At 66.0% G+C, this 17539-nt stretch carries 24 protein-coding genes; 15 read left to right on the top strand and 9 right to left on the bottom strand.

The genetic code is table 11. From position 1 onward, the window contains the following. Positions 1–147: 147 nt before the first annotated feature. Positions 148–693, top strand: coding sequence for an HdeD family acid-resistance protein (locus tag IQ782_RS12770; protein ID WP_194135026.1), 546 nt, complete (start codon positions 148–150; stop codon positions 691–693). Positions 694–718: 25 nt separating this feature from the next. Here IQ782_RS12770 and IQ782_RS12765 read toward each other — a convergent pair whose 3' ends face one another. The 6 genes from IQ782_RS12765 to IQ782_RS12740 all read right to left on the bottom strand — a co-directional run bounded on the left by IQ782_RS12765 (position 719) and on the right by IQ782_RS12740 (position 4372). After that, positions 719–1528, bottom strand: a complete 810-nt coding sequence (locus IQ782_RS12765) for a division plane positioning ATPase MipZ (protein WP_338092585.1) — start codon at positions 1526–1528, stop codon at positions 719–721. 196 nt (positions 1529–1724) lie between these two features. Beyond that, entirely contained in the window at positions 1725–2288 is a 564-nt protein-coding gene (locus IQ782_RS12760) for a F0F1 ATP synthase subunit B (protein ID WP_194135024.1), read from the bottom strand. A 4-nt stretch (positions 2289–2292) separates the two neighbouring features. Then, entirely contained in the window at positions 2293–2844 is a 552-nt protein-coding gene (locus IQ782_RS12755; protein WP_194135023.1) for a F0F1 ATP synthase subunit B', read from the bottom strand. A gap of 86 nt (positions 2845–2930) precedes the next feature. After that, a complete protein-coding gene (locus IQ782_RS12750; protein WP_092427884.1) occupies positions 2931–3167 on the bottom strand; it encodes a F0F1 ATP synthase subunit C in 237 nt (78 codons plus the stop codon). A gap of 58 nt (positions 3168–3225) precedes the next feature. Further along, positions 3226–4005, bottom strand: coding sequence for a F0F1 ATP synthase subunit A (locus IQ782_RS12745; RefSeq protein WP_194135022.1), 780 nt, complete (start codon positions 4003–4005; stop codon positions 3226–3228). Beyond that, a complete protein-coding gene (locus IQ782_RS12740) occupies positions 3995–4372 on the bottom strand; it encodes an AtpZ/AtpI family protein (RefSeq protein WP_194135021.1) in 378 nt (125 codons plus the stop codon). Before IQ782_RS12740 ends, IQ782_RS12745 begins: the two co-directional genes overlap by 11 nt. A gap of 250 nt (positions 4373–4622) precedes the next feature. Here IQ782_RS12740 and IQ782_RS12735 point away from each other — a divergent pair, with 250 nt between their 5' ends. Next, complete coding sequence (locus IQ782_RS12735; protein ID WP_194135020.1) at positions 4623–4973, top strand: ArsR/SmtB family transcription factor; 351 nt, start codon at positions 4623–4625, stop codon at positions 4971–4973. A 49-nt stretch (positions 4974–5022) separates the two neighbouring features. Here IQ782_RS12735 and IQ782_RS12730 read toward each other — a convergent pair whose 3' ends face one another. The 3 genes from IQ782_RS12730 to IQ782_RS12720 all read right to left on the bottom strand — a co-directional run bounded on the left by IQ782_RS12730 (position 5023) and on the right by IQ782_RS12720 (position 7218). Next, complete coding sequence (locus tag IQ782_RS12730; RefSeq protein ID WP_338092584.1) at positions 5023–5907, bottom strand: DMT family transporter; 885 nt, start codon at positions 5905–5907, stop codon at positions 5023–5025. Next, positions 5904–6785, bottom strand: coding sequence for a LysR family transcriptional regulator (locus IQ782_RS12725; protein WP_194135019.1), 882 nt, complete (start codon positions 6783–6785; stop codon positions 5904–5906). Before IQ782_RS12725 ends, IQ782_RS12730 begins: the two co-directional genes overlap by 4 nt. A 202-nt stretch (positions 6786–6987) precedes the next feature. Further along, positions 6988–7218 carry a hypothetical protein gene (locus tag IQ782_RS12720; RefSeq protein WP_194135018.1) on the bottom strand — a complete coding sequence of 77 codons (231 nt, stop codon included), beginning with the start codon at positions 7216–7218 and terminating at the stop codon, positions 6988–6990. Positions 7219–7670: 452 nt separating this feature from the next. On the opposite strand from IQ782_RS12720, the gene ffh reads away from it, so the two are divergent. The 13 genes from ffh to IQ782_RS12655 all read left to right on the top strand — a co-directional run bounded on the left by ffh (position 7671) and on the right by IQ782_RS12655 (position 17533). After that, a complete protein-coding gene (ffh, locus tag IQ782_RS12715) occupies positions 7671–9194 on the top strand; it encodes a signal recognition particle protein (RefSeq protein ID WP_194135017.1) in 1524 nt (507 codons plus the stop codon). Beyond that, on the top strand, positions 9191–9397 hold the full coding sequence (locus tag IQ782_RS12710) for a hypothetical protein (RefSeq protein ID WP_194135016.1): 207 nt from the start codon (positions 9191–9193) through the stop codon (positions 9395–9397). The genes ffh and IQ782_RS12710 overlap by 4 nt, the downstream gene beginning before the upstream one ends. Next, positions 9394–9924, top strand: a complete 531-nt coding sequence (locus tag IQ782_RS12705) for a GNAT family N-acetyltransferase (RefSeq protein ID WP_194135015.1) — start codon at positions 9394–9396, stop codon at positions 9922–9924. The genes IQ782_RS12710 and IQ782_RS12705 overlap by 4 nt, the downstream gene beginning before the upstream one ends. Then, a complete protein-coding gene (locus IQ782_RS12700; protein WP_194135014.1) occupies positions 9921–10433 on the top strand; it encodes a GNAT family N-acetyltransferase in 513 nt (170 codons plus the stop codon). Before IQ782_RS12705 ends, IQ782_RS12700 begins: the two co-directional genes overlap by 4 nt. Positions 10434–10716: 283 nt before the next feature. Beyond that, positions 10717–11013 (top strand): chorismate mutase, encoded by a 297-nt coding sequence (locus IQ782_RS12695; protein ID WP_194135013.1) that lies wholly within the window; start codon positions 10717–10719, stop codon positions 11011–11013. Positions 11014–11059: 46 nt separating this feature from the next. After that, a complete protein-coding gene (rpsP, locus tag IQ782_RS12690; RefSeq protein WP_194135012.1) occupies positions 11060–11443 on the top strand; it encodes a 30S ribosomal protein S16 in 384 nt (127 codons plus the stop codon). A 137-nt stretch (positions 11444–11580) separates the two neighbouring features. Further along, positions 11581–12423, top strand: coding sequence for a MipA/OmpV family protein (locus IQ782_RS12685; RefSeq protein WP_194135011.1), 843 nt, complete (start codon positions 11581–11583; stop codon positions 12421–12423). 109 nt (positions 12424–12532) lie between these two features. Further along, the gene (gene rimM, locus IQ782_RS12680; protein WP_194135010.1) at positions 12533–13039 is read left to right on the top strand and encodes a ribosome maturation factor RimM; all 507 of its coding nucleotides are present in this window, start codon (positions 12533–12535) and stop codon (positions 13037–13039) included. 187 nt (positions 13040–13226) lie between these two features. Continuing rightward, on the top strand, positions 13227–13811 hold the full coding sequence (locus IQ782_RS12675) for a hypothetical protein (RefSeq protein WP_194135009.1): 585 nt from the start codon (positions 13227–13229) through the stop codon (positions 13809–13811). Between the two features lie 91 nt (positions 13812–13902). Continuing rightward, on the top strand, positions 13903–14712 hold the full coding sequence (gene trmD / locus IQ782_RS12670) for a tRNA (guanosine(37)-N1)-methyltransferase TrmD (protein WP_194135008.1): 810 nt from the start codon (positions 13903–13905) through the stop codon (positions 14710–14712). A 355-nt stretch (positions 14713–15067) separates the two neighbouring features. Further along, positions 15068–15451, top strand: coding sequence for a 50S ribosomal protein L19 (gene rplS / locus IQ782_RS12665; RefSeq protein WP_194135007.1), 384 nt, complete (start codon positions 15068–15070; stop codon positions 15449–15451). A gap of 11 nt (positions 15452–15462) precedes the next feature. Further along, positions 15463–15684: a 50S ribosomal protein L31 gene (rpmE, locus tag IQ782_RS12660; protein WP_095883017.1), complete on the top strand. Its 222-nt coding sequence runs from the start codon at positions 15463–15465 to the stop codon at positions 15682–15684. Between the two features lie 175 nt (positions 15685–15859). Then, positions 15860–17533, top strand: a complete 1674-nt coding sequence (locus IQ782_RS12655; protein WP_194135006.1) for a TIGR01244 family sulfur transferase — start codon at positions 15860–15862, stop codon at positions 17531–17533. Positions 17534–17539 lie beyond the last annotated feature (6 nt).

Genomic DNA, 17539 nt, shown 5'->3' with positions numbered 1-17539 from the left:
CGGGGAGAGGGCTCGGCAACTTCATGCGCAAAGCTTTGTGAAAGTTTATTAATCTTTTGCTAACAGCGACGCGCCGCGCTTGCCTCGGCGCAGGGTTTCGCCCCAGACTGGCGGGACCCTACTCGCCCCTCAGCCCTGGAGCCTGCCATGCCAGACGGTCCTGCCTCGCCCAACCCCGGAAAGAAGTGGGGCTGGATGCTCGCGCTCGGGATCATCCTGATCTTCGGCGGCATCGGGGCCTTCGTGCATCCCTTCGCCGCATCACTGACCGTGCTGACCATCTCGGCCATCGCCTTCGTCATCGCGGGCGCACTGCAACTGTGGATCGCCTTCAATGCCCATGCCAGCACCGGCGCGCGGCTGGCCGAGGCGGTGCTCGGCCTGCTGGTCCTGGCGTTCGGGGTCTTCCTGCTGGCCAACCCGGCACGCGGGTTGATCTCGCTGACCTGGCTGATCGCCGCCTTCTTCCTTGCGCTCGGCGTGGTGCGGATCGCCATCGGTCTGTCGGTGCGCGAGCGGTCCGGCTGGGCCTGGCTGCTGTTCGCCGGGCTGGTTTCCCTGGTGCTCGGCCTGCTCATCATGGCAACGCTGCCCGGCTCGGCCATGGGCCTGCTCGGCATCTTTCTCGGCATCGACCTTCTGAGCTCCGGCATCGGGGCAACGCTCATCGCACTGCACATGCGCAGCCACTAGGCCGCGAGACGGGGCTCAGAGGGGCTCAGAAGTTCACCTCAACCCCCGGCAACTCCAGCGCTGAGACGAGTTCGCGCAATTCCTGCCGCGCGGCGACGTTCGAGATGTTGAGGTTGCCGACGCCGATGTCCTTCAGGTCGAGCAGCGTCAAGCCCCGCGGGAACAGCTCGCGGAAGATCACCCGCTCGTTGAAGCCGGGCGCAATCCGGAAGCCGATGCGCTTCGACAGCTTGGTCAGCGCTTTTTCCATCTTCATCTTGTTGACCATGTTCTGCGCACCGAGACGGTTGCGCAGCACCACCCAGTCGATCGGCTGCAGCCCGGCCTGGGCGCGCAGCTGGCGGGCGTTCCAGACCATCTCGGAATAGACCGAGGGGCCGAGGATCTTGTCGCCGTCGGTGTCCACATGGGCCAGCAAATCGAAGTCGATGAAACTGTCGTTGAGCGGGGTGATCAGCGTGTCGGCCAGCGAATGCGCCACCTGGCTCAGCCGCGTGTGCGAGCCGGGGCAGTCGATCAGCACGAAGTCGCAGTCCGCCTCGAGCTGGGCCACGGCCTTGGACAGGCGGTGGTCGAAAGCGTTCTCACCCGGCGCCAGCGCCTCGGGCGCAACTTCGGGCAGATCGCGGTAAAGCGGGATCGGAAGGGCGAGCCCCTCGCGCTCGCAGAAGGCGCGGCGGTTCTCGATGTAACGCCCGACCGAGCGCTGCCGCAGGTCGAGATCCAGCGTGCCAGTCCGGTGCCCCATGCGCGCCAGCGCGGTTGCCACATGCATCGAGACGGTGGACTTCCCCGCCCCGCCCTTCTCGTTTCCTACGACGATGATATGTGCCACGCTGTCCCCTCGAACTTCCGCCCACATGTTTGGCTGTGCTGGCGATAGACACACAGTATATGGGGTCTACTTCAAGGAAAAGCCTTCAGAAGCCCCTGATGCACAAGCATTCGCGGTTTGCTGTCCCGGACGGCGTCCCCGCAACGCAAAAGCCCGGCCAGGGGCCGGGCTCTGCAACCATGTCGCGTCGCGAGGATCAGTGCAGCTTGGCACCGATTTCCTTGATCGACGCATCGACCAGCGCCGCCTTGTCCTTGGCGCCGAGCTGCTTCGCGATCACATCGCTGGCAGCGGCTACCGCCACGGAAACCGCGCGGTCGCGCACTTCCTTGACGGCCGAGGACTGTGCCGACTTGATCTGCTCCTCGGCGGCCGCGATGCGGCGCGCGATGGAGACGTCGAGGTCCTTGCGGGCCTGCTCCGCGGCGCTTTCGGCGTCGTTCTTGGCCTGGGCCACGATCTTTTCCGCCTGCACCTGCACGTCCCGCTGCTTGCGCTCGTAAGAGGCCAGCAGGGTCTGCGCTTCCTCACGCAAGGCGCGGGCTTCTTCCAGCTCGTTGCGGATGCCTTCGGCACGACGGTCGAGCTGGCTGCCCAGCATCTTCGGCACCTTGAAGTACACGAGGACCGCCAGGAACAGCAGGAAGCCGAGCAGCACCACGAAGTCGGTGTTGCGCAGCGAGAAGAACGGGCCGGACGCGGCCAGCGCGGGGCTGGCCATCAGGGTTCCGAGCGCGCTCAGGGTGATGAGTTTGCGCATGGGATCAGCCTTTCATCCGGTTGGCCACGGCCGCATCGATCGCGGCGCGGTCGGCAGAGGTTCCGAAGGCAGCCACGATGGCTTCCGCGGTGTCCTTTGCAACGGCCTCGACGCTTTCCACGGCAGAGGCGCGGATTTCGGCGAGCACCTTTTCGGACTCGGCCGCTTTCCCGGCGATCTTGGCGTCCGCCTCGGCCGTTGCGGCGTCGAGCTTAGCCTTGATCTCGTCGCGGGTCTTCTGCGCGATGGTCTGTGCCTCGGCACGGGCATCGGCAAGCGCTTTCTCGTAGGCCGCTTCCGCGTCCTTCGCCTGGCGCTTCAGTTCTTCCGCGGCGGAGATGTCGTTCGTGATGGTGCCCTGACGCTCGGCCAAGACGGATGCGATCCGCGGCAGAGCGATGCGCGACAGCACGAAGAAGATCACCACCAGAGTGATGATGAGCCAGAAGATCTGGTTCGGAATCCACTCGCCGCAAAGCTGCGGCATCCCGATGGCGGAACCATGGGCGTCGACGCAGATACCGGCCATTTCTTCCTGAATGGGTTCGACCGCCATGTCGTCCTCCGTCGGAACGTTGTCTCTACTTGGGGCGGCCCGTCAATGACGGCGCCGCCCCCGCGTAAGGATAAGGTCCCGAAGGATTAGACGGCGAACATCAGCAGCAGAGCGACGAGGAACGAGAAGATCCCCAGTGCTTCTGCGAATGCGATGCCGATGAAGAGGGTGGCGGTCTGCGATGCAGCTGCCGACGGGTTGCGCAGTGCGCCGCCCAGGAAGTTTGCAGCAACGTTGCCCACGCCGAGGGCTGCGAGGCCCGAACCCAGGCCTGCGAGGCCGGCGCCGATGAACTGACCGAGGTTTGCGATATCGCCTTCCATTGAGTCTCTCCTTACGATGGAATTTGGATGGATAGAGGTTGTCCGGACCGGCCTGCCCTTAGTGGGCAGGGTGCAGCGCGTCCTTGAGGTACACGCAGGTCAGGATGGTGAATACGTAGGCCTGGATGAAGGCCACCAGAACTTCGAGCCCGTAGATCGCGGTGATCGCGACGATCGACACCGGCGAGACGATGGCCAGCGCGGCGAAGCCTGCGAAGACCTTCATCACGGCGTGACCGGCCATCACGTTGCCAGCAAGACGGATGGAGTGGCTGACCGGGCGGACGAAGTAGGAAATGATCTCGATCACGGCGAGGATCGGGCGCAGCGCCAGCGGCGCCGAGGTCACCCAGAACAGGCCGAGGAAGTGCACGCCGTTCTTCACGAAGCCGAGGATCGTCACGCCGAGGAACACGCAGAGCGCCAGCACCCAGGTCACCGCGATGTGCGAGGTGGTGGTGAAGCTCATCGGGATCAGGCCGAGGAAGTTCGAGAAGACGATGAACATGAACAGCGTCATGATGTAGGGGAAGTACTTCAGGCCGTCCTTGCCGGTGACGTCTTCCACCATCTTGTAGATGAAGCCGTAGGCCAGCTCGGCGACCGACTGGCTGCGCGAGGGGATGATCGCGCGGCGCGAGGTGCCCAGCACCATGACGGCGATGATCGCCAGGATGCAGATGAACATCCAGAGCGTCGCGTTGGTGATGGTGAACATGCCCACGGCGCCGTCGCCGAAGAGCGGCTTGATCATGAACTGATCCATCGGGTGGAACGACAGGCCGGTCCCGGCCGCATGTTCCACCGTTTCCGCACCGTGAGCTGCTTCAGTCGCCATCGCCGCGATCCCTCTTCTCGTCATCTCCGGGCGTGCCGGAGGATTGCCCCTCTCCGGCGTCGCCGGAGGTTTGTTTCGCCTGGATCTCGGCGGCGGTCCGCAACATCACGCGGATGCCCGCCACGAGGCCCAGCACTGTGAACAGCACCATGAGCCACGGCATGGTCCCCAGCAGGGTGTCCAGGCCGTAGCCGATGCCGAAGCCGATCCCGAGACCGGCCACCATTTCCGTCACCATTCGCCAGGCGACGTTGGCCTGGGAATAGTGTTCCTCCTGGTGCGACTTCCGGGTTTCCCGGGCAGCCTTGGCCGCCGCGATCTTCGCCTCCAGCGCGTCGAGTTGCCGCTTCGGATCGGGATCGCCCACTTTGTCGCTCCATTCGGACGTTCCCGGAGTTGCTATGCGGAGGGGGGCTCTGAGTCAACCCGCCGTGAACGCTTGAAAAACCTATACAACACATTGATTTCATTCAATCCTCACAGGAAGCTGCAGCGCAGCATCCCGGCGCTAGCGCCAACATGGGGGCAAATCCATATTCAACCCCGGAGTTAAGAATGCCGAAACCTCCGCCACGGCGCGGCTTGACGGCCCGCCCCGCTCCGGCGCTTATGAGCCCATGCAACCCGATCTCGACACTGTCTTTGCCGCCCTGGCCGACCCGACGCGGCGGCGCATCCTGGCCATGCTGCTCGAGGATGACATGGCCGTGACCGATGTCGCGGAGCCCTTCGAAATGTCGCTGGCGGGGATTTCCAAGCACCTGACGATCCTGGCCAGCGCCGGGCTGATCAGCCAGGAGAAGCGCGGCCGGGTGAAATGGTGCAAGCTCGAGCCCGACGCGCTGCGCGAGGCCTCGGTCTGGATGCAGGGCTTCGGGCAGTTCGAGCCGATCAACCTGGACGCCTTCGAGCGCTTCCTGAAGGTGGAACTCAGCACCGACGAGCCCGCCCGCGAGGATCAGGCCTGACGGCAAATTCCTTCGAAGGAATTTGCAACTCTCTTCGAAGAGAGTTGCCCTACCCGTCGCGCAACAAGAGCAGCAACGCCACCACTGACAGCGCCACTCCGACAAGCACCAATGCCGGCGGCGCGGCCCACCCGAGCGCGATTTCCCACAGGATCACCCAGCTCGGGATCAGGTAGGTATAGGCCATGACCTTGGCGCTCGGCAGCCGCATCGCCGCGAACTGGATGAGCGCCGTGCTCAGCGCCGTGGCCGCCACGGCGGTATAGAGAATGGTCACCCAGACGATGCCGGGCAGCGCCGTCCAGTCGGTCGCCAGGATGTCCCGCCAGCCCCATAGCAGCAGCACCAAGGTTCCCGCCGCCATCGTGGCGAGCGTGAAGACCAGCGCCGGCTCGCCGCGGTTCAACCTCGGCACCATCGGGGCGTAGATCGCATGGGCGGCGCAGCCGATGAAAAAGATCATCTCGCCCCGCCCCGGCGAGAAGCGCAACAATGTCCCGAGATCGGCGCGGAAGATCACCCACAGCGCCCCGATCCCGCCGATTGCCAGAGCACCTGCGATGCGCGGGCTCATCCGCTGGCGCAGCAGCAGCCATCCGAAGCCCGCCGCCATCACCGGCGTCAGGGTGAAGACCGCCGACATGCTGACCGGCTCGGCGGTCTTCAACCCTTCGAACATCAGCACGAAATAGACGGCCATCAGCACGCCGATCAGCAGGTAGCGCCACGGCGCCGCGAGGGCTGCGCGCGGCATCCCGCCGTGCAGGCCGACGATCCCGGCCATGGCCAGGGTCGCCAGCAGAAAGCGCGCAGCATTCAACGCAGCGGGCGCGATATACGGAGACGCCATCGACCCGAGCGAAAAGGACCCCGCGACAACGGCCGAGAAGGCCAGCATCGCGAGATGGCCGCGTCCGGAGCCGGAGAGGGTCACGCCTTGTCCTGCTCCGCGGCATAGGCCTTGAGGTGCTTGAGAAACGCCTGCACCTTCGGCGTCCGGTGCAGATCGACATGGGTGACCAGCCAGAGCGGCGAGGACCAATCCTCTTGCGGCGGCAGCACCTGCACCAGCTCCGCATCGGAATCACCTTCGGTCACCGACATGAAGCCCATGCCGGCGCCGGCGCGGATCGCCTGCAACTGCACCCGGTCGTCCGAGGTGCGGAAGACGATGCGCTCCTGCGGCACATGTCCCTTCATCCAGCGATTGGAGGGCGCGCGCGAATCGAGATCGTCGAACCCGACGAAATCATGCGATGCCAATTCCGCGACACCCTTGGGCCTGCCCTTGCGCGCGATGTAGGATTTGGCCGCGTAGAGCGCGACCGACTGCCGGTCGAAGGGCTGCACAACGTTGTCGGGCTCCTGCGGTGCGGCCCCGGCGCGCAAGGCCACATGCGCCTCGCCGTATTCCAGCCGGAACAGCCGCGACCCGGTCAGGTAGCGCACCGTGACATCCGGGAAGGCCTCGCGAAAACTGGTGAGCGCTCCGATCATCAGCGTCGAGAAATTGACCAGCGACGTGACGAGCAGCTCGCCCGAAACCGCCTCGCCCCGGCCCTTGATGCGTCCGACGAGTTGCTGGAACTGGTCATCGGTGCATTGCGCGACGCGCGACAGGTCGCTGCCCGCCTCGGTCGGCGTGTAGCCGCGGGCGTGGCGCTGGAACAGCTTCACACCAAGCCGCGCCTCCAGCGCATCGATGTGGCGGATCACCGTGGCATGGTGCACCCCGAGCACCTCGGCGGCGCCGCTGACGGTCCCCAGCCGCGCCACGTGATAGGCGGTGCGAATCTCGTCCCAGTTGTCCATCGGCTTCTCCTTTGCACCGCCTCGCGATCTGGCGCTAGAAAGCGCGAAGCGGTACGGGATTGCAAGCCGCGAGCCGGTCTTGCCCTGCAACCTCACGCAGTTGGGGAATCGCGTTGGACGGCAAGAGCCCCGAACGACAAACGCCCGGCCGAGGCCGGGCGTTGATCAGGCCGCGCAGAAGCGCAGCGAAATCTCCGAAGGATTAGTCCTTCGAGGTGTCCGAGCTGTCGCCATCCGAAGCTGCCGCGATCAGCGCCAGCGCCGCGAGACCACCGGCCACGGCCAGGGCTGCGCCGCTCGAGGGCATCGCGACCGGAACCACTGCGTAGGGGTCATCTTCCACGACAACCTCGGCCGGCGAGCCGGCCAGAGCAGCGGACGCACCGATCATGGAGATGACGGCTGCGGAAGCAAAGAGTTCTTTGAATTTCATATTCGCACCTATCAAATGAGCGTCTTCAGTCTTTGACATAACGTCAAACGTACCTGTCGGCCAGAAATAATTGCGAAACAATGCGGCTTAGGCAAGCTCCGGCGCGAACTGTGCCCATTTTGCATCCGCAATCTCTTCTTGCCTGCACGCGAGCAGTTGCAGGGCGGCAAATCGCGCGGAGACCGGGCTGCCGACCGGCCCAACTTGACTCCGCGCGCCCGCAGGCGTACATCGCGCGCAATCCACCGGGAGTCCCATCGCTTCCGGTCCCTTGGGTCCAGACCCGGGATCGCCCTCCGTCAGCGCGTTGCGCCCACGGAGGCGTTTTCGCATTGGAACCACGGGTCCGGCAGGTTCCGCTCCCGGCGTCACGTTTGATTCCACGCCGCACGGCCCCCATCTTCGGGTCTGCACACCAGATACGGACCAGAGAAGAAGGAGCCCGACGGCCCATGTTCGAATCTCTTTCCGAACGCCTCGGCGGCGTCTTCGACCGCCTCACCAAGCAGGGCGCCCTTTCCGAGGATGACGTCCGCACCGCCATGCGCGAAGTGCGCGTCGCCCTGCTCGAGGCCGACGTCTCGCTGCCGGTCGCCCGCCAGTTCATCAAGGCGGTCGAGAAGAAGGCCACCGGCGCGTCGGTCACCAAGTCGGTGACCCCCGGCCAGCAGGTGGTGAAGATCGTCCACGACGAGCTGATCGCGACCCTCGCCGGCGAAGGCGAGCCCGGCGCACTGCGCATCGACAACGCCCCGGCGCCGATTCTCATGGTCGGCCTGCAGGGCTCGGGCAAGACCACCACCACCGCCAAGCTCGCCAAGCGCCTGAAAGAGCGCGACCGCAAGAAGGTGCTGATGGCCTCGCTCGACGTGAACCGCCCGGCAGCCATGGAGCAGTTGCAGATCCTCGGCCAGCAGATCGGCGTCGACACGCTGCCGATCGTCAAGGGCGAGGACCCGGTTGCGATCGCCAAGCGCGCCAAGACCCAGGCCAGCCTCGGCGGCTACGACGTCTACATGCTCGACACCGCGGGCCGCCTGCACATCGACGCCGAGCTGATCCAGCAGGCCGCCGACGTGCGCGACGTGGTGAACCCGCGCGAGACGCTTCTGGTCGTCGACGGCCTCACCGGCCAGGACGCCGTCAACGTCGCCACCGAGTTCGACGACAAGATCGGCGTCTCGGGCGTGGTGCTGACCCGGATGGACGGCGACGGCCGCGGCGGCGCCGCGCTGTCGATGCGCGCGATCACCGGCAAGCCGATCAAGTTCGTCGGCCTCGGCGAGAAGATGGACGCGCTCGAGACCTTCGAGCCCGAGCGGGTCGCCGGCCGCATCCTCGGCATGGGCGACATCGTCGCGCTCGTCGAGAAGGCGCAGCAGACGCTCGAGGCCGAACAGGCCGAGCGCATGATGAAGCGCTTCCAGAAGGGTCAGTTCAACATGAACGACCTGAAGATGCAGCTCGAGCAGATGATGAAGATGGGCGGCCTGCAGGGCATGATGCAGATGATGCCGGGCGCCGCCAAGATGGCCAAGCAGATGGACGAGGCCGGGCTGGACGACAAGATCCTGCGCCAGCAGGTCGCGCTCATCAACTCCATGACCAAGAAGGAGCGCGCCAATCCGCAGCTCCTGCAGGCCTCGCGCAAGAAACGCATCGCGGCCGGCGCCGGCATGGAGGTGGCGGATCTCAACAAGCTGCTGAAGATGCAGCGCCAGATGTCCGACATGATGAAGAAGATGGGCAAGATGGGCAAAGGCGGCATGCTGAAACAGGCCATGAAGGGCATGTTCGGCAAGGGTGGCATGCCCGAGGGCATGGACCCGTCGCAGATGGATCCCAAGCAGATCGAGGCCGCGGCGAAGGCGATGGGCGGCAAGCTGCCCGGTGGCCTTGGCGGACTCGGCGGCATGCCCGGCATGGGCGGCGGTGCGCTGCCTCCGGGCCTCGGCGGGTTCGGCAAGAAGAAATGAACGACAAACGCCCCCTTCCCCTTGCCTCGCAGGAGGTGACGAACCCGACCGCCCCACTGGCGGCCGGCGCGGAAGGCGTGCGCGCTTCATTGTTCTCCAAATACGCAGACCCCGCCCCCGCCACGGGCACCGCGGCCGACCCCTTCGCGCGCTACGGCGCTCCCGAAGACGATGCCGACGGCAGCGTGGAGGCCTACGCATGAGCCTCGTCGTCGCCCCCCGCCTCGAAACCGAACGCCTGATCCTGCGTGGCCCGGAAGCCGCGGATGCGGAGGCCATGATCGGCTTCCTGCTCGACCGCGACCGCTCGGACGGGTTCGGCGGCTACGACCACCGCGGCGACGCCTGGCGCTGGTTCGCGCTCAACGTCGGCCACTGGCACCTGCGCGGCTACGGCTATTTCACCATCGAGGACAAGGCGACCGGCAAGCCCGCTGGCATCTGCGGCATCTGGAACCCCGAGGGCTGGCCCGAGCCCGAGATCGGCTGGGTGGTCTTCGAGGGCTACGAGGGCCGCGGCGTCGCGACCGAGGCCGCGCTGCGCGTGCGCCGCTACGCCTACGAGGACCTCGGCCTCAGAACGCTGACCTCGAACATCGTGCCGGGCAATGCCCGCTCGGTGGCGCTGGCGGAACGGCTGGGCGCGGTCTACGAACGCACCTACACCAACTATCACATGGGCGAGGACATGCTCTATCGCCACCCTCCCGCCGAGGAGGTGCTGGCATGAGCATCGAGATCCCCGTCATCGAGACCGAACGCCTGATCCTGCGCGCGCCGCAGATGGACGATCTCGAGTCCATGTGCGCCTTCTACGCCGAGCCGCGCTCGCATTTCGTCGGCGGTCCAGCGGACCGCGGGCAGGTCTGGCGCACGCTTCTGCGTTCGGCGGGCCACTGGCAGATCCGCGGCTACGGCATCTGGCACGTCACCGACCGCGAGAGCGGCGAGATGGCCGGCTTCACCGGGCCGCTCAACCACATCGAATGGCCCGAGCCCGAGCTTGCCTACTCGATTTTCTCGAAGTTCGAGGGGCGCGGCTACGCGTTCGAGGCGGCCAGCGCCGCCCGTGCTGCCGCGGCGCAGCACTTCGGCTTGAGCCGGCTGATCAGCCTTGTCGATCCCGAGAACAACCGCTCGAGGACGCTGGCGCTGCGGCTCGGTGCGACCTTCGAGCGCGAGCAAGTGGTGCTGGGCCACATGGCCCATATCTACCGCCACCCGGAGATCGCCGGATGAGCCTCGCGATGCAAACCCCCTTCCGCGACGTCCATGCTGCAGGACATCGCCGAGCCGGAAACCGCCCGGCCGGTGGGTGCTGCGCGCGCCGCAGGCTGGCGCATGGCATCGACATGGAGACCGCGAAATTCACCGGTCCTCTCTTCAACAGAAGGGATGAGCCGTTGACCGAGGCGTTCTCCCCCGAGTCCCGGCGCGCGGTTCCTGCCGTCCTCGCTGCACCTGTGGTGCAGCGGCGGCGCATGGAGTGTGCCCCCCTCTTTTCCGTTCAAAGGAGCCGAGCATGAGTGATCCCGCCGCCCGCGCCGCAGACCTTCTGAAAGAGCACCGCGAAAGCATCGACCGGCTGGACGCGATCCTCGTGTTCACGCTCGCCGAGCGGTTCAAGCACACGCAGTCCGTGGGGGTGCTGAAAGCCACCCACGATCTGCCCCCCTCCGACCCCGCGCGCGAAGAGCAGCAGATCGCGCGGCTCAAGGATCTGGCGGAGAAAGCGGATCTCGATCCGGCCTTCGCCGAGAAATTCCTGAATTTCATCATTCAGGAAGTCATCAAGCACCACGAAAAACACCAATCCTGACAGGGCCTCGCCCGTCACCCAACGCCATTCTTAAGGAGATACCCCAATGGCCATGAAAATCCGTCTCGCCCGCGGCGGCAGCAAGAAGCGCCCCCACTACGCAATCGTCGCATCCGACTCGCGCATGCCGCGTGACGGCCGCTTCATCGAGAAGCTCGGCACCTACAACCCGCTGCTCGCCAAGGACGACGAGCGCCGCGTGATCATGGACGTCGAGCGCGTCCAGTACTGGATGGGCCAGGGCGCCCAGCCGACCGACCGCGTTGCACGCTTCCTGGAAGCCGCAGGCGTTGTCGCGAAGAAAGAGCGCAGCAACCCCAAGAAAGCCGTTCCGGGCAAGGCAGCCACCGAGCGCGCCGAAGCCAAGGCCGCAAAAGCCGCCGCTGCCGCAGAGGCCGCAGCAGCACCGGCAGAGGACTCCGCAGAGTAATTCTCCGCGGCATCAATGCCACAATAAGGGGTGCGCAGGAGAAATCCTGCGCACCCTTTTTGGTTGACGCTTGGATAACTTGCATCCGCGCCCTACCATCCCGCCAGCACTGCCTTGCGAACACCGGGATTTCTGCCATGCCGCTGCTCCGCCAATTGATGCCCCTTACGCTTGCCGCCGCGCTGCTCGCCGGTCCCGCGCTGGCGCAGGACTTCGTGACGCCCGAAACCATCGGCGATGGCACCGCCGTGGCCCAGCCGGTCACCTCGACCCAATCGCCGGGCAACAGCTTCACTTTCACGCTGCGTGCCGGCGTCGCCACCCAGCCGAAATTCTTCGGTTCGGATGAATATGACGTCGGTCCCGACATCGGTTTCCGCTTCCGGCATCTACGCCTGCGCGGCCTGCCCGAACTGGGCGAGACAGACCCTTGGGCCGAGGACTACGGCTGGGATTTCCACGGCTCCTTCCGCTACCTCGGCGAGCGTGACGCCAGCAAGGACCCGGATCTCGAGAGCCTTCACGACATCGACCCGAGCTATGAACTGGGGTTCGGCATCGGCTTCGCCGGTCCGAACTACGAGGCCTTCGCCGATATCCGGCGGGGCTTCGGCGGGCACGAGGGATACGTCGGCTCGATCGGCGTCGACTATGTCGCACGCCCCGACGACCGCTGGCGACTGACCGTGGGGCCGCGGTTCATCTGGGCCAATGACGAGTTCATCGACACCTATTCCGGCGTCGATCCCGACGAGGCAACCGCCAGTCTTCCCGCCTATGATCCCGATGGCGGCCTGATCAGCGCCGGCATCCAGCTTGGTGCGCGGTACAAGATCAACGATGTCTGGGGGGTCGAAAGCGCGCTGAACTGGGACAACCTTCAGGGGGACGCCGCCGACAGCCCGATCGTCGACACCGGCGACAACGACCAATGGCGCTTCCGCATCGGGGTCACACGGGTCTTCAACCTGCGTTTCTGAGCCTCTCCGCGATTGCCAAGGACCTCCGGCTCGCGCTATCCCCGCCGTCACCGGCTCCTGCGTTGCGCGCAAGGGGCTGGACAAGCGCAATGACGGGAGGCGCATCGAAGTGGACGAGATGATCTGTGTCGGCGTTTTGGGCGGCGCCTTTGGCGTTCACGGCGAAGTCCGGCTGAAAAGCTACACCGCCGACCCCGAAGCGATCGCCGACTATGCCCCGCTCACCTCCGAGGACGGCAGCCGCAGCTTCGATCTGCAGATCACCCGCCCGCTGAAGGGGGGCTTTGCCGCGCGGCTTTCCGGCGTACGCACCAAGGAGGAGGCCGACGCGCTGAAGGGTCTCCAGCTCTTTGCCCCGCGCGACCGTCTGCCCGACCTGCCCGACGATGAATACTATTACACCGACCTCATCGGGCTCACCGTGCTCGACACCGGCGGTGTCGAGATCGGCAAGGTGAAGGCGGTGCTCAACCACGGCGCATCCGACCTTCTGGAGTTGATCGTGCCCGGTGCCGCATCGACCGTGTTGCTGCCCTTCACCCGCGCCGTCGTGCCCACGGTGGACCTCGGATCCGGCCGGATCATCGCCGATCCGCCCGAGGGTCTGCTGGACTGAGCGTGCCCGCCCCCTCCCCTCGGGTCACAACCGCAGGCTGAGACCGGACGCTTGCCGGAAACGAGACGCCAAGATTTTCAATATTGTTCTGCTGGAGCCGGCGGAAGCTGGTCCCTTTCTGATTTTGTCCTAAATTCGGCGCATCTGTGTTACGGTTAATCAAGTGTTTGGCCCGAGGGTGTGTTCGGTGTTTTCAGTTTTCGGTTTCCGCCTCCGGCACCGCCATGCGCCCGGTGTGCTGCTCTCCATCCTTGCCGCCGTCGTACTGGCCATCTGCGCCGCGCTTCTGACTCCCGAGTCGCTGCACCTGCTCGCCGCCATCTGGATCCTCGCGATTCTGGCCGTGCTGGCCACGCGCTCGTCGCTGCACCGCCGCCGCGCCGCGCGCCCCCTGCTGCTGTGCCGACGCACCCTGCGCGAGCCGCCGCTGCCCTTTCCCCCGCAGCGCCAGATGCGGGCAGAGCTCACCCGGCTGCTGAGCAGCCCCGCGCCGCGCGGCCCCGCCCCGGAAAGCCCCGAGCACGCCATCCGCCGGATCCTCGAACGCGGCCTGGCCTCGCAGCGGGCGCAGACCGCCGACGGGCTCTCCCCCTGCGCAGTGACGGAATTCTGGCTGCTCGCCCTGCTGCTGCGCGCCACGCCGGAGCGCGCCGGCGGGCTCGCCCGCTGTTTCCGACAGCCGGACATGGTGCTCGACCTGCACGAACGGGTAACGCAGATCGCAGCGGCCTACGCCATCCTTCCCGAGCGCCCCATCGCCCAAAGCGCCTGACCCGCCGCTTCTGGCGGTCGCGATCTTGCCACAGGATGACTTGAGCCGGGCGCGCTGCACCGCTAGACGGGGCGCGACAAGGACAGCCGACATGACCGACACACCGCAGCGCGCCTCGGGCCGCAAGACCATCCGCCCCAGCCTCACCCCGCGCGAGCTCATGACCAGCTCGCCGGAATTGGCCCGCGCCTTCCAGGCCCAGGTGATCACCCTGCTGCCGGACGCCTTTCCCGGTGTGCTGGGCCACTCGCTGACCGGCCGTGCCCTGCAGGACGGTCTCTGGCAGCTCAGCACCGTGTCGCTGCGCGAGTTCGGCGAGGGCAAGCACCGCAACGTCGACGATACGCCCGCCGGCGGCGGCGCCGGCATGGTGTTGCGCCCGGACGTGATGAGTCGCGCCATCGAGCACGCCCGCGCCCGCATGCCATCCCGCGCGCCGCTCATCTACCTCAGCCCGCGCGGCCGCCGCTTCGACCAGCAGATGGCGCAGCGCCTGGCGCAGGAGCCTGGTGTCACGCTGATCTGCGGCCGCTTCGAGGGGCTCGACCAGCGGGTCATCGACCACTACCGGATCATCGAGGTCTCGCTGGGCGACTTCGTGCTCACCGGCGGCGAAATCGCCGCGCAGATGCTGCTCGATGCGACCATCCGGCTGATCCCCGGCGTGCTCGGCAATGCCTCCTCCACCGAGGACGAGAGCTTCTCCCACGGGCTGCTCGAGCATCCGCAATACACCCGCCCCGCCGAGTGGCAGGGCCACCGGGTTCCCGACGTGCTGCTCTCGGGCAACCACGCCGCAATCGACGCCTGGCGCCGCGCGCAATCCGAAGAGATCACCCGCGCCCGCCGTCCCGACCTCTGGCAGGCGCATGAAGCGCGCGTCGCCCAGGATAAATCCTGACCGCCCTGCCCTTCTTCTAGGAAGAAGTATCCCGGGGAGCGCGAGGGGCAGCGCCCCTCGCTCTTGAGGGCGCCGCGCGCGGTCGATACCCGCAGTTTGCGCTTGATCCAGACAGCTTCCCCGCCTATATCGCGCCAATCCGCGACGCCCCTCAGGGTGCTCGTGGATTCGTTCGTTCCCGCCTCCCGCGTTTCTTCGGCGCGGTCCGAGCGGACCGGACGCAGCCTCAGGCTGACAAGAAGATAATGATGTTGTCATCTCCGGCGGGCGCTGCGGCGGACCCGAACGAAGACGCGGAGCTCTGGGAACGCGACACCTTCACGGGACAAACCGTGAGCAGATAGGAGAGCGTCAGATGGATCTGATCGCACAGCTCGAGGCGGAACAAATTGCCGCCCTGGGGAAAACCATCCCCGATTTCAAGCCCGGCGACACCGTGCGCGTCGGCTACAAGGTGACCGAAGGCACGCGCACCCGCGTGCAGAACTACGAAGGCGTCTGCATCAGCCGTAAGAACGGCAAGGGCATCGCCGGCTCGTTCACCGTCCGCAAGATTTCCTTCGGTGAAGGCGTCGAGCGCGTCTTCCCGCTCTATGCCACCAACATCGATTCGATCGAGGTGGTGCGCCGCGGTAAAGTCCGCCGCGCCAAGCTCTACTACCTGCGTTCGCGCCGCGGCAAATCTGCCCGCATCGTGGAGCAGACCAACTACAAGCCGCTCGCCGGCGCCGACGCATAAGGAGAGACGTCATGAAAAAGGGCATCCACCCCGACTATCACGTCATCGACGTCAAGATGACCGACGGCACCATCTACCAGACCCGTTCCACCTGGGGCAAAGAAGGCGACCAGATGTCGCTCGACATCGACCCCACGGTGCACCCGGCCTGGACTGGTGGCTCGTCGCGCCTGCTGGACGCCGGCGGCCGCGTGTCGAAGTTCAAGAAGAAATACGAAGGCCTGGGCTTCTGATCCCATCCCTTCCGGATTTCGGAAAACGCCGTCCCTCGGGGCGGCGTTTTTCGTTGCGGACAGCCCGATGCGCAAGGCCCCTGCGACAATGTGGTCGGGACCGTTCCGCCGAACCAAATGCATTCCTAGTTTGGAATGTGTATGATCTTCGCGAATCGAGTTGGGAGGACTTCTCGTGGACATTCGCAAGATCACCGACGATTTCGCAGCCTCGCCGCAGATCACCGCTGCCGACGTGGGGCTTGTTGCCATGGCAGGCTACCGCGCCATCATCTGCAACCGTCCCGACGGCGAGGGCGCGGATCAGCCGAACTTCGAAGAGATCGAGGCCGCGGCGAAAGACGCCGGGCTCGAGGCGCGCTACATTCCCGTCGTTACGGGCAAGGTACAGGACGCCGATGCCGCGACCTTCGGCAAGGCGCTGCGCGAGCTGCCCGGCCCGGTGCTGGCCTACTGCCGCAGCGGCACGCGTTCTGCCACGCTTTGGTCCCTCAGCCAGGCCGGCAGCCTGCAGCCGCCGCAGATCCTCGCCGCCACCCGGCAGGCGGGCTACGACATGGCGGGGGTGATCCGGCGCATCGTCAACGGCGGCAAGACCCCGACCGACACGGGCGACGCGCGCTTCGACGTGGTGGTCGTGGGCGGCGGCGCCGCGGGCATTGCCGTCTCGGCCAGCCTCAAGGCGCGCAAGCCCGACCTGAACATCGCCCTGCTCGATCCCGCCGACATCCACTACTACCAGCCCGGCTGGACCATGGTCGGCAGCGGCGTCTTCGAGCCGCAGACCACCGCCCGCACCATGGGCAGCCTGATCCCGCGCGGCGTGCACTGGATCAAGGCCGCCGTCGCTGCCTTCGAACCCGAAGACAATGCGGTGGTGCTCGATGGCTGCCGGGTGGTGAAATACGATCGGCTGATCGTCTGCCCCGGTCTGAAGCTCGACTGGCACGCGGTCGAAGGCCTTGTCGAGACGCTGGGCAAGAACGGCGTGACCTCGAACTACCGCTACGATCTCGCCCCCTATACCTGGGAGGTGGTGAAGGGGCTGAAGGGCGGCCGCGCGCTCTTCACCCAGCCGCCGATGCCGATCAAATGCGCCGGCGCGCCGCAGAAGGCGCTCTATCTCTCGGGGGACCACTGGCTCCGCACCGGAGTGCTGCCGCGCATTGAAATCGAGTTCATGAACGCCGGCGGCGTCCTCTTCGGCGTGAAGGACTATGTGCCCGCGCTCGAGACGTACATCGAGAAGTACCGCGCCAAGCTGAACTTCTTCCACAACCTCGTGGCGGTGGATGGCCCGGCACACAGGGCGACCTTCAAGGTGTCCAAACCCGACACCGAGCCGACAGAGGTGACGGTGGACTTCGACATGATGCACGTCTGTCCGCCGCAGACGGCCCCCGACTTCATCAAAGTCTCGCCCCTGGCCGACCCAGCGGGTTGGGTCGACGTCGATCAGGGCACCCTGCGCCACAAGAGCTACGCCAATATCTGGAGCCTCGGCGACGTGATGAACGCGCCGAATGCCAAGACCGCCGCGGCGGCGCGGATGCAGGCACCGGTGGTGGCCGAGAACGTCGCCGCGGACATCGACGGGAAGGCCCCCGTGGCGCGCTACAACGGTTACGGCTCCTGCCCGCTGACGGTGGAGCGGGGCAAGATCGTGCTCGCCGAGTTCGGTTACGGTGGGAGATTGCTGCCAAGTTTTCCCAGCTGGCTGATCGATGGCACCAAGCCAAGTCGCGCCGCCTGGCTGCTGAAGGAGCGGATCCTGCCGCCGATCTATTGGAAGGCCATGCTGCGCGGAAAAGAATGGATGGCCAAACCGGAGCCGGTGACGCGCGCGTAAAAAGAA

This window comes from Salipiger mangrovisoli, from assembly GCF_015223355.1.
In the GTDB taxonomy this organism is placed as follows: Bacteria; Pseudomonadota; Alphaproteobacteria; order Rhodobacterales; family Rhodobacteraceae; genus Salipiger; species Salipiger mangrovisoli.
The sequence above is the reverse complement of the archived record's forward strand: the minus strand, read 5'-3'. Positions and strand labels throughout refer to the sequence as shown.